10 protein-coding genes are annotated in these 10,989 nt (G+C 71.9%); 6 read left to right on the forward strand and 4 right to left on the reverse strand.

The window, feature by feature from the left end; all coding sequences use genetic code 11:
• Positions 1-123 precede the first annotated feature (123 nt).
• Positions 124-1,239 carry a lipocalin family protein gene (locus I6A81_RS17605; RefSeq protein WP_307874727.1) on the reverse strand — a complete coding sequence of 372 codons (1,116 nt, stop codon included), beginning with the start codon at positions 1,237-1,239 and terminating at the stop codon, positions 124-126.
• 1,141 nt (positions 1,240-2,380) lie between these two features.
• On the opposite strand from I6A81_RS17605, the gene I6A81_RS17610 reads away from it, so the two are divergent.
• The 3 genes from I6A81_RS17610 to I6A81_RS17620 all read left to right on the forward strand — a co-directional run bounded on the left by I6A81_RS17610 (position 2,381) and on the right by I6A81_RS17620 (position 5,217).
• Positions 2,381-3,157, forward strand: coding sequence for a FadR/GntR family transcriptional regulator (locus tag I6A81_RS17610; protein ID WP_203007063.1), 777 nt, complete (start codon positions 2,381-2,383; stop codon positions 3,155-3,157).
• Between the two features lie 294 nt (positions 3,158-3,451).
• Positions 3,452-4,591: a hypothetical protein gene (locus tag I6A81_RS17615; protein WP_203007062.1), complete on the forward strand. Its 1,140-nt coding sequence runs from the start codon at positions 3,452-3,454 to the stop codon at positions 4,589-4,591.
• Positions 4,592-4,818: 227 nt separating this feature from the next.
• The gene (locus tag I6A81_RS17620; protein WP_203007061.1) at positions 4,819-5,217 is read left to right on the forward strand and encodes a BlaI/MecI/CopY family transcriptional regulator; all 399 of its coding nucleotides are present in this window, start codon (positions 4,819-4,821) and stop codon (positions 5,215-5,217) included.
• A 32-nt stretch (positions 5,218-5,249) separates the two neighbouring features.
• Here the strand turns inward: I6A81_RS17620 and I6A81_RS17625 are convergent, their stop codons facing one another.
• Entirely contained in the window at positions 5,250-6,242 is a 993-nt protein-coding gene (locus tag I6A81_RS17625) for a M48 family metalloprotease (protein ID WP_203007060.1), read from the reverse strand.
• Positions 6,243-6,390: 148 nt separating this feature from the next.
• Between I6A81_RS17625 and I6A81_RS17630 the strand changes: the two genes are divergently transcribed.
• Together I6A81_RS17630 and I6A81_RS17635 are read left to right on the forward strand one after the other, a co-directional pair.
• Positions 6,391-7,269 carry an oxygenase MpaB family protein gene (locus I6A81_RS17630; RefSeq protein ID WP_203007059.1) on the forward strand — a complete coding sequence of 293 codons (879 nt, stop codon included), beginning with the start codon at positions 6,391-6,393 and terminating at the stop codon, positions 7,267-7,269.
• A 609-nt stretch (positions 7,270-7,878) separates the two neighbouring features.
• On the forward strand, positions 7,879-8,037 hold the full coding sequence (locus tag I6A81_RS17635; RefSeq protein WP_203007058.1) for a hypothetical protein: 159 nt from the start codon (positions 7,879-7,881) through the stop codon (positions 8,035-8,037).
• A 304-nt stretch (positions 8,038-8,341) separates the two neighbouring features.
• Here the strand turns inward: I6A81_RS17635 and I6A81_RS17640 are convergent, their stop codons facing one another.
• Both I6A81_RS17640 and I6A81_RS17645 read right to left on the reverse strand, forming a co-directional pair.
• Positions 8,342-9,214, reverse strand: a complete 873-nt coding sequence (locus I6A81_RS17640; RefSeq protein ID WP_203007066.1) for a hypothetical protein — start codon at positions 9,212-9,214, stop codon at positions 8,342-8,344.
• Positions 9,215-9,305: 91 nt separating this feature from the next.
• Complete coding sequence (locus I6A81_RS17645; protein ID WP_203007057.1) at positions 9,306-10,205, reverse strand: SDR family oxidoreductase; 900 nt, start codon at positions 10,203-10,205, stop codon at positions 9,306-9,308.
• 86 nt (positions 10,206-10,291) lie between these two features.
• On the opposite strand from I6A81_RS17645, the gene I6A81_RS17650 reads away from it, so the two are divergent.
• The gene (locus tag I6A81_RS17650; RefSeq protein WP_203007065.1) at positions 10,292-10,849 is read left to right on the forward strand and encodes a TetR family transcriptional regulator; all 558 of its coding nucleotides are present in this window, start codon (positions 10,292-10,294) and stop codon (positions 10,847-10,849) included.
• The last annotated feature ends 140 nt before the right edge of the window (positions 10,850-10,989 follow it).

The raw sequence follows: 10,989 nt of genomic DNA on the forward strand, positions 1-10,989 counted from the left end.
CCGCTGCCCGGCCCGCCACCCGCCACCACCCGGGGGGGGGGGGGGGGCCCGGGGGGGGGCCCCCCCCCCCGGTCCCGTGGGAACCCGGTCGCCGTCAGTCAGGCCCCGGTCGTCCTCGGGCTCCTACAGTCCGAGGAGGTCGCGGACCTGCTCCCAGACATAGCCGTGGCCCGGCATCTCGATGTACGGGATCACCTCGGCGTAGGCCTGCCCGGTCACGGCCTGGCCATTGATCGTCCCGGAGACGGTCGCGGCGCCCTCCCAGTACTGGCCCACGGTGATGATGTTGCTCCAGACCTCCTGGTCGGCGAGCTTCACCGTCACGTTCAACGATCCGCCGGGGACGTTGACCGTCCAGTTCTGTGGATAGGTGATATCGGTGTGTGGGCTGGTCCAGCTGCCGAGCGCGGTGTGGCTGATCTGCGCGGGCGCGAGGTCGGCGGTGGTCCCGTTGGCGTTGACCCGCGTACCGATCTTCTGGACGTAGTTGCCGTTGACGTCGCGGATGAAGTAGAGCATGTACTGGGTGTTGTTGGACAGCTGAATGCTGAACCACTCCCAGCCGCCCTCACCCGGGGTCCAGTTGCCCCACTGGTGGTCCATCCAGGCCTTGCCGGTCACGTTCACCGGCATGCCGTGGTCGAAAAGCACCCCGCTGACGTTGAGGTTCGTCTGCGAGTAGTAGCCCGACTCGCCGAACGGGCCGTAGGGGATGACGCCGTCGCCGCCGTGCAGGGCCGCGGGTGTGGACTGGCTCAGCGTCATGTTGCCGTACACGTAGCTCAGGTCGGAGAATCCGCCGGAGAAGTGGTTGACGCCGTTCTTCCCGTCCATGTGCACGGTGCCGACGGTGAAGTTGAAGCCGCCGCCAGGCGGGACGACGTCGTTCTGGATGCTGTAGATCTCCTTGGTGCCCTTGTAGGTGCCTCGGGTGAGGTCGGTGAGCCCCAGGTTCACGTTGTAGATGACCGTGTTCGGCGCCGTGTCCAGGCCGTCGTTACGGACGACCATCGTCTCGAAACCGTAGGAATGGGTCTTCCCGAAGAGGTCCTTGCCGGTGAGGTGGCCGGTGAAGTACCACCACTCCATTCCCGCGTCGGGATGCGGCGACTCGTCCGCCGGTAACACCACCGGCGGCATCGCGGCCGAGGCCGCGGGCGCATGCACCGCGACCAGCAGGAGGCTGGCCGCCGCGCCCGCGACCAGCCCGGCCAGTCTTCGCCACCGTGCCCGCCTCACCCGGGATCCCGTGCTCGGTCTCATGAATCGCCCCTTTCGCGTCGGACTCGCGGTGGCGCGAAGCGCGCGCATCGCGTCCATCGGCGGCCCTTCGGCCGGCCGAGGTCCATGGGTTTCGCCGCCCGGGGCCTAGCGGGCCGACAATGCCCGAGGCCCAGGGGCCGAGGTGGTGCAAACGGAGACTTTGGTTCCGGAACCGCGTCACCAACGCGGAGCCGTGTCTTCGCGAATATCGGCGCGGAGGATCGCCGCTGGGCGCGGGAGCGGCCGTCGTCCCGCGCCCTGGCGGGTGTCGGGAGAAAACGGCGCGGTCGAGCGCCCCCCGCGTCGGAAACGGCGGCGAGGGACCTTCGCCCAAGCCGGGAAACAATGGCCACATAGCCGCGGCCGCGGCCACACAGCCATGAGCACACAGCCATGACCCATGGCTGGCGCTGCCCTAGTCGCCTGACGCCGACCCCAAATTCGAAGGTCGCTGACTGTCCGATGGCGACGGACAGTCGCGTGGGCGGGCGGCAAAGGGAAGTGGGACCACCGGTGGGCCATCTCGCGGCGTCAACGAGAAAGAACTCGTCGGCGCGCCGCGACAGTAGCGGAAAACCTTTAGATATGTCAACGCCGTTACCTCGGCCCGGCGGCCCGGCGGCCCGGCGCGCGGCGCGGCGGTTGTCGTTCCAGCGCAAACCACGAGGCAGGCGGCGTGGGACCAGGGACCGCAATGGTTTACCGCGCCGCGGCACGGGTGGGCGCCCGGGCGCGAACGGCCGCGGCGACCAGCCAGCAGCGACCGTAAAGATCTATATGGATGGCCACCTCGGGGAGCGACGGGCGGCGGACCTCCCGTCTCCCCCGCGGCGCCTCGGACTCTCCCGCGGCGCCTCGGGCGGACAGCCGCTTCTGGGCGGACGGCCCGTCGGCACGACGGCCGAGACGGCGCGGGCCAGGCGACGTAGGGCACTCATGGCCTCGCCGGCGCCCGGGTGGGCGGGACCGCCCGGTAGGCTGGGCTGATCGTCCTGCTCCGATGCCTCTCAGCGTCGAACCGGCGCCTGTCGGTCTTGGCCGACGATGCGCCCCAGAACGTCCAGGCGGCGGCTGGAACGACGTGCGGGAGAAACGACGTCCGGGAGAAGGGTCGAGCATGGTGGTCGAGCGCCGGGGAACGCGTGGCGGCGATCGCACCGGACCTCGCGAGAAGCCACAGCAGATCGCCGACGAGCTCCGGCGGCTCATCGTCTCCGGCGAGCTGGCGGACGGCGAGTCCCTGGGGCGTGAACCCGAGCTGGTCGACCGGTTCGGCGTGTCCCGCCCGTCGCTGCGCGAGGCGCTGCGCATCCTCGAGGCAGAAGGCCTGATCACGGTCAAACGCGGCGTGCTCGGCGGCGTCGTCGTCAACCAGCCCGACGGACGGATGACGGCACGCACGGCGGCATTGCTGCTCCAGGCACGCAACGTCCCCCTCGCGGACGTCTACGAAGCACGCAGCATGATCGAGCCCGTCGCCGCGCGGATCGTCGCCCAGTCCCGCTCGCGCCGGACGGCCGCCGCCGAGCTGCGGCGGCTCACCGCCGCGCAGCTCGAGGTGATCGACGACCCCGAAGCCTTCGGCCGAGCCAACTCGGTCTTCCACTCCCGGCTCGTCGAACTGGCCGGAAACCAGACCCTGAGCATCGTCGCCGAGATGCTGACCGAGGTTGTCGCCCGCGCCGTCGCGGCGGTGAGCCAGCCCGACGACGGCAAGGACACCGCCGCCACCCGCGCGCGCGGCCTGCGCTCGCAGGCCCGGCTGGCGGCGCTCATCGAGGCTGGCGAGCCGAACGAGGCCGAGACATTCTGGGCAGAACACATGAAGATCGTCGGCCGGGTCCTGCTCGCGCAACGCGCGAAGACCGTCATCGACCTGATGCAGCACTACTGAGGCACGTCCGAACCGCTGAGCCACGTCCACGCTATCGGGTCACGCCCGCGCCACCGGGCCGCGCCCGACGAGCGCGTCACCGCCGATCGGTCACCGAGGCACGCCGGCGACCCGCCGTGACGGCCCGCCGTGCCCTCTCCCGTCTCCTGGGCCGACGTCCGCGAGGTCATGCGCGACGGCGCGGGCGCGATGCTAGCCAGTGGACTCGGTAACGTCTAGATATATGCGGGGGAGCGTCCTACGGGCATTCTTCTCCTGACGGGCCGTCACGACGACGCTGGGAGGAACTCCGCTGTGCTCATTCCGTTCGACGACTACCCGGTCCACCAGACGGCCTTACCGCTCGCGCACGCCGGCGACGGGCACCCCGACCAGTACGACAGGTTCTGGTTCAACGGTTACGACGAGAACATGTACTTCGCAGTCGCGCTCGGCCTGTACCCCAACCGCGGCATCATCGACGCCGCGTTCAGCGTCGTGCACGACGGCGTGCAGCGCTCCGTCTTCGCCTCCGGGCGCATCCCCCTCGACCGCACCCAGACCAGGATCGGCCCGATCACCGTCGAGATCGTCGAGCCGATGCGGGTCAACCGCGTCGTCGTCGACGCCCCGGAACACGGCCTGGCCGCCGACCTGACCGCCACCGCGCGCACGCCCGCGTACGAGGAGCCCCGCCAGACCCGTCACGACGGCACCCTGCTGACCATGGACGTCACCCGCGCCACCCAGATGGTCACCTGGGCCGGCACGCTGTCCAGCGGCGGCGAGAACCTCCCGCTGTCCGCCCCCACCTACGGCACCAAGGACCGGTCCTGGGGCGTCCGCGGCGTGGGCGACCCCGCGCCAGCCGCGCCCCGCAAGGCCCTGCCACAGCTGTGCTTCCTGTGGGCGCCGCTCAACTTCGCCGACGAGTGCCTGCACTTCCTGCGCTTCGAGGACGCCCACGGCGTCCCGTGGTCCGAGACCGCCGCGGTCCTGCCCGTCATCGACACGAACACGCCGGTGTACGGGCCGGACACCGGGATCCGCCGCCTGAGCGGCGTTGCGCACCAGATCCGCTGGGCCCCCGGGCTGCGCCGGTCCGAGGGCGCGGCGCTTCTCCTCTCCCCCGGCGGCTCCCCCGGCGACATCGTCGAGCTGGAGCCGATCCGGACGTTCCGCATGAAGGGCGTGGGCTACCTGCACCCCACGTGGGGCCATGGCAAGTGGCATGGCGAGTTCGCCGTCGGCGGCGAGGCGCACAAGACCGCCGACCTCGACGTCCTCGCCTTCGACACCGTGCACGTGCAGCAGGTGATGCGGGCCAGGTGGGGCGAGCGGGCCGGCCTCGGCGTGCTCGAACAGTGCGTCTTCGGCCCCTACGCGCCCGGCGGCTTCACCGGCCTGCTCGACGGCGCCAGGGCCAGGACCGCCGAGCCCGAACGCCTGGCGTGACCGCCCATGACCGGCGGGGTCGCGCGCGGCGCCTCGTCCGTTGTCCGGGCGCGGCGCGGTGACGGCCCGTCGGCGTGCCGCCGACGGCGCTGCCCGCCCGTCGGAAGCCGCCAAGGGCGCCGCGGCGCCCGTACCACCTGGTCGCGCTGGGTAGGATGAGGCACCGCGTCCGCGGGTACGCGATGCCTGCCGGGCTGGCGCCGCCGACGGTGACACGCGGAGGGCCGATGGATCGGGAAAGGCGTCCGCCGGGCGACCTCGAGAGATCGGTCATGGACGAGCTCCAGACCGCGGGCCGCCCGCTGACGCCGCGTGAGGTCCTGGCCCGGCTGGAGGGCGACCTCGCCTACACGACGGTCATGACGATCCTGTTCCGGCTGCACGCCAAGGGGCTGCTGAAGCGCGAGCGCACGGGCCGGGCCTTCGCCTACCGGCCGGTCGCCGACGAGCCTGGGCTGGCGGTGCGGCGGATCCACCAGATCCTCGACGAGGGTCCCGATCGCGAGGTCGTCCTGAGCAGGTTCCTCGGCTCGCTGTCGAAACGCGACGAGCAGGTCCTGCGCCGCATGCTCGACGACCTCGACACCCGGCCGGCACGCCCGCGAGCCCGCCCGCCCGAGGAGTAGCGGCCAGCGCCTCCAGCACGAGCCGGCCCGGCTCACCCCCCGGCGCCGCGCGCGAGCGCCACGAGTTCGTGCAGGTCATACGCGCACTCGAAGGTCCACACGACCGTTCCGGCGGCGAGCAGCAACGGGACCGCGAGCAGCCATCGACGGGTCTGCGCCGGACTCATGATCGCGGCGATCCGCCGCGGGACGACACCCGGCGACGAGTTCATCGCCAACGGCCCCATGCGCCGCCCCGACGCGCGGCCCGGGCCGAGAGACGCGAGCGCGGTGTGCGCGAGCGCGCGGGCCACGTCGTCCCGGTCGCCGACCGAGCGTGCCGCCGCCTCGTCGGCGGCTCGCTCCACCAGGTAGTCGACCCTGCTGATCACCGGCCAGAGGATCGGCTGGAGCAGCCCGGCGAGCCGGACCCGCCACACCAACCGGTGGTGTCGGCGGGCCAGGTGGGCACGCTCGTGGGCGACGACGGCCTCGTACAGCCGGCTGTCGACCGTCTCCCGCAGACCGGATGTGATCACGACGCGGCCGGCGGCGCCAGGCCGCCCGGGGAGCGCGAAGGCCTCCACCCGCTCGTCGTCGACCACGACGACGTCACTGTCACGGCCGCCGTCACGGCCGTCACCGCCGTCACCGCCGCCGCCGCCGAGGCCGCCGAGGCCGAGGCCGTCCACCGTCGACCAGGCGGCGCCCAGGGCGCGGCGGTGGCGGCGGCACCCGTAGGCGACGGCGAGCGTCGCCGCCACCACCCACGCCAGCGCGGCCTCGGGCACCCAGGCAACGGGCTCGGTGCCGGCCCGGACCATCTCGGACGACCAGCCGCCAAGAGCGGCCACCCGCGGGAACTCCGCGACCGCCTGCAGCCCGAAGAGAACCAGGTTCACGAAGCTCGCGGACGCGACGACCAGGGCCGACCAGGCGATCACCGGCGCGGCCACCTCCGGCCTGACGCGGTCGGCGAGCAACGACGTGCCGATCAGGACGAGCAGCGGCGCGACCACGACCGAGACGACGAAATGATCCAGCACATGAGCCTCCCCGACCATCACAGCCCCAGTTCCCTCGGGTTTCCACCCTTTGGGCCGGTCTTATCGGGCGTGTCCGGTCATATGTGTCGGTCTTCACGCCCACCGCCCTGACCAGCCCGATTGGCGCGACGGCGCGCATGATGGGGTGATGGAGCTGCCCAGGCTGCCCATCGACGCGGGTGAGTTCCGCTCACGGGTCGGCGGCGAGGTCCTCGCTCGGGTCGCCGGGCCGGATGGCCCACGTCGGCGCGAGCGGATCTTCGAAGCTCCCGGCGAGCGGTGGTTCGCCGAGGACCGCCCGATCCGGCGGGTACACGGCGACTCGGCGATGTTCGTCGGCGGTATGCGCGCGCTTCTCCTGCAGTCCCTGCATCCGCTGGCGATGGCCGGCGTGGCCGCGCACTCGGACTTCCGCGCGGACCCCTGGGGCCGGCTGCAACGGACCAGCTACTTCCTCGCCGCGACGACGTTCGGACCGGTCGACGAGGCCGAGCGAACGATCGCCCGGGTTCGGGGCGTGCACCGCCGGGTCCACGGGACGGCGCCCGACGGCCGGCCGTACGCGGCTTCCGATCCGCACCTGCTCCGCTGGGTGCATCTCGCCGAGATCGACAGCTTCCTCGCGGCCCACCAGCGCTACGGCTCGGCCCCGCTGACCGAGGCCGAGCAGGACGACTACGTGCTGGACACCAGCCTGGTGGCCGAGAAGCTGGGCATCGACGGCCCGCCGCGCTCCGCGGCCGAGCTGTCCGACCAGCTCACCGAGTACCGCCCCGAGCTCGCCGGCACGCCGCAGGCCCGCCAGGCGGCGTGGTACCTGCTGGTCGGCGCGCCACTCCCGCTCGTGGCCCGGGGCCCGTACACCGCGCTGGCGGCGGCCGCCGTCGGCCTGATGCCGGCGTGGACCCGATGGCCGCTCCGCCTCCCCTACCTGCCCGTCGTCGAGTCCACCCTCGGCCGGCTGGTCGGCTCGGGCACGGTGGCCGGCATCCGCTGGGCGACGGGCCCACCCGAGCACTCCCAATAGTTCCAAGGGCTGGCGTTGGCCGGTCACGCGGCGCGATAGAAAACCGCTGGTGGCCGGCCGGTCCTGGGATCGGCCCATGGGCTGTGGCGCCAGACGAGGAGTGTTTCGGCACCATGGCCGCTGGGATCACGGATGGAACACCCCACAGGTCATGCCTCGCCCTGGCCAGGGGCGGGTCAGCGCCGTGCTGCCTGCTGGTTCGGTGGACTCGGGGGCGTGGCGCCGGCCGTTCGCCCGGGAGCGGCCCTCCTCCTGTCCGTCCTGGGATCGGTCCATGCGTTGTGGTGCCCGACGAGGGGTGTTTCGGCACCATGGCGCCTGGGATCATGGTCGAACACCCCACAGGTCATGACCAGCCGCCCGTCGGGGCCGCCCCGCTCACCGGTCACAAGGTCAGGGGCCGAGCCAAGGTGATATTGACAGCCAGGACGCAACATTTTCTGACAGACGGCCAGTGGCGGACCGAGTTGGGCGAGGTGGTCCGCCTGAGCGGACGCAGCCGCGAGATTCGGCTGGCCGGATTCGGACGTGCGCGCATATCTGGCCCTGAGAGACCGCGGGGACGCGCTTCTGGTCTTCGAAAACTTCCGCCACCATGGTGCCCACTTCGTGTCGGCAACGGGTTCCGAGAAGGTCCCCGATGACACCGGGCTCGCCTGGTTTCCGGACGGCGTCCATCCCCGGCGCGTCCTGGAACCGTTGATCTCGCTACTTGCCATGACAAACTCGCTCGACGGCGAGACGGCCGTCGAGGGGGTCGGGACGTGAGCCGGCATGTGGCTCGGCGCCACCAAGTGCCGTCAGACCGCGGCGGTCAGTCCGGCAGGCCGTAGGCATCCGCGGCGAGGTCCTCGAACGGCGTCGTGCCGGCTGGTGGTGAGCCTGTTTGCTTCCGAGCCTCGGTTCGAGCGGCGACCTGCACGTTTGCCGTCATGGGGAGGTCCACCGCGGGCGGTGTGAGTGTCCAACATTCCGGAGATCGACAGCTCTCGGCTGGCACACCGCCGGCCCCACTGGCTGTGCGCGGCGTGCTGCACGCTCATAAGCAAGCCGCTACTGAGCATCCGATCGTTCACCAGGGCGATGTCGCGCGGCGCAGGACGCGCACCGGCAACGACGCGTCGTCCAGTGTCCAGACGTGCCGGTCCGCGTAGGACCACGCGTAGATCGGGTTGCCGTCACGTACCAGGCCCCGCAGCCCAGGCAGTCCGAGCTCCAGCGCGGACCACTCGTACAGCCGCTGGAGCCGTGGCTGGATCACTCCGTAGTCGAGCAGCCGTCCAAGGCGATGTTCCTCCGCGAGGTACACCCGCAGGTCCTCCTCGGGCGGATAGCGGTCAGGAAGTACCCGGCCGAGCGACAGGAACACTCCCGCCATCCCGAGCCGTGGATCTCCGAGAATCCGGCCGAGAACGGCGAAGCGGCCCAGTGAAAGGCGCGGCGCCGCGACCAGGGCGTGCACATACAGGACCCGGAGCAGGATCACGTTGAGAAAGAAGCGCTCCGGCATCGACTCCGAGTCGGCGAGATCACGGTTGTCCAGGTAGGCGGACACGATGGTCGCGTTGTGCGCGCGATACCAGCTCCACGCGGTCGGAGCGGTGATGAACGCCGACCACAGGTCGACCGCGGGCGACGACGGCTCTCCGGGAAGGCCACCCGAACGCGCCATGGCCTCGCAGCCGTCGAGCAGCAGCCGGTCGTTGACCGCCCGCCACCAGCGGCTCCCAGGAAGGTCCGCGTCGAGCGGGTTCAGGACCCCGCGCTCCGCCTGCCAGCGCATGAAGGAGACGGCCGCTCTCCGGAAAGGGAGATGCCGCGGCGCCTCGCCAAACGGACCGTGATAGGTGCGCGCGAGCAGCGCTATCCGCGCCCGGGGGTTATCGCGCACCAACGCGAGCTGGGCCGCTGCCCACTGGGCCGCGGTTCCCTCCATCGGCTGCATCCCGGACATTGGCTGCATCCTGGAAATCCGGCTCCTTCCTCGACGGTGAGACGGTTGGAACACTTCACCCTGAGCCAGTATGACGCGATGATCAGCCCGGCAGGGCGTAGGCGCCGGCGGCGATGTCCTCGAACAGCGTCGGGCCGGTCGGCGCCCAGCCGAGCAGCTCCCGGGTGCGGGCGTTCGACGCGGTGAGGTCCAGGCCGAAGAACCGACTGATCCAGCCGAAGTGGGCCTCGCCGGCCTCCAGCGGGACCGATGCTGTCGGCAGGCCCAGGTAGGCGCCGATAGCGGCGGCGATGTCGCGGGAGGGCAGCCCGTTCTCGGCCACCGCGTGCATCCGCGAGCCCGCGGGGGCCTTCTCCAGCGCGAGGCCGACCATTTGCGCGGCGTCGGAGCGGTGCACCGCTGCCCAGCGGGTCGCGCCGTCGCCGAGGTAGCCGGCCACCCCACGCTCCTTCGCGATCTTCGCCAGGGTCGCGGTGAAGCCGTGGTCGCCCATGCCGTGCACGGTCGGGGAGAAGCGCAGCGCCACCGGGCGGACCCCGCGGTCGACGTACTCCAGAGCGAGGTTCTCGCTGCCGCCGCGCAGCGAGTCGGCCCCATGGTGCGGGGAGGCGTCGTCCTCGGTCAGCGGCCGCCCGGTGACGCCGGAGGCCAGACCGGAGGCGAGCAGGAACGGCCGGTCGCTGCCCTTCAGGGTGTCGAGCATCCGCGCGACGGCGGCGCGCTCGCTACGGCCCGCGCCGGCGTAGTCGGCGAAGTCGTGCTTGAAGGCGAGATGGATGACGCCCTCGGCGGTGTCGGCGGCCGACGCCAGGCCGTCGAGGTCGTCAAGGCTGCCGCGGTGGGAGGCGGCCCCCTTGGCCTCGAGGGCGGCGGCCGCCTCGTCAGAGCGGGCGAGGCCGACGACCTGGTGGCCGTGGGCGAGAAGCTCATCGGTGACGGCCGAGCCGATCCAGCCGGAGGCGCCGGTGACGAAGACGCGCATGGCGGTGCCCTTTCCTCGAGCATGTCAGTTACTGACATCGACCATAACACCGCATGTCAGCGACTGTCATCACTAGAATCCTCGCCATGGGTCGCTGGGAGCCGGACGCCCGGGGGCGGATGATCCGTGTCGCGGTCGAGCTCTTCGCCGAGCGCGGCTTCGAGCAGACGACCGCCGGCGACATCGCCGAGCGCGCCGGCGTCACCGAGCGCACCTTCTTCCGGCACTTCGCCGACAAGCGCGAGGTCCTCTTCGACGGCTCGAACACCATGGCGCGCACGGCGCACGACGCGATCCTGGGCGCGCCGGACGAGTTGTCGCCGCTCGACGCGGCGCTCGCCGGGATGGTCGCGGGCGGCAGCCTGCTGGCCGACCGCCGCGATCACGCCGCGCGTCGCTCTCAGATCATCGCGGCCAACCCGAGCCTGCGGGAACGCGAGCTGCTCAAGCTCGCGGCCATGGTCGACGCGACTGCCGAGGCACTGCGCGCGCGAGGCATCGCCGAGCCCACCGCCAGCCTCGCCGCCCACAGCGCGGTCACGGTCTTTCAGATCGCGTGCGGGCGCTGGGTCCGCGCCGACGAGCCGGCCGACCTCGCCGCCCACATAGCCCAGACCGCGGCGGTGCTGCGCGCCCTGGCCTGACGGGCACCGCGGTCGGGCCGGGGCGCCAGCCCGCGCCCGGTCAGGTCGTCGCGGGCGAACGGCCCGTTGGGCCCCCCCGCGCCCCCCCGCCCCCCCCCCCCCCCCGGGCCGGGGGCCCCCCCCCCCCCCCCCCCCGGGGG

Origin of the sequence: Frankia nepalensis, from assembly GCF_016786325.1 — a bacterium.
Lineage (GTDB): Bacteria > Actinomycetota > Actinomycetes > Frankiales > Frankiaceae > Pseudofrankia > Pseudofrankia nepalensis.

Excerpts from the sequence above, each read along its gene's own strand:
- I6A81_RS17610 (WP_203007063.1), top strand. The coding sequence starts at position 2,381 with ATGGTGGTCGAGCGCCGGGGAACGCGTGGCGGCGATCGCACCGGACCT.
- I6A81_RS17620 (WP_203007061.1), top strand. The coding sequence starts at position 4,819 with ATGGATCGGGAAAGGCGTCCGCCGGGCGACCTCGAGAGATCGGTCATG.
- I6A81_RS17630 (WP_203007059.1), top strand. The coding sequence starts at position 6,391 with ATGGAGCTGCCCAGGCTGCCCATCGACGCGGGTGAGTTCCGCTCACGG.
- I6A81_RS17640 (WP_203007066.1), bottom strand. The coding sequence starts at position 9,214 with ATGCAGCCGATGGAGGGAACCGCGGCCCAGTGGGCAGCGGCCCAGCTC.
- I6A81_RS17645 (WP_203007057.1), bottom strand. The coding sequence starts at position 10,205 with ATGCGCGTCTTCGTCACCGGCGCCTCCGGCTGGATCGGCTCGGCCGTC.
- I6A81_RS17650 (WP_203007065.1), top strand. The coding sequence starts at position 10,292 with ATGGGTCGCTGGGAGCCGGACGCCCGGGGGCGGATGATCCGTGTCGCG.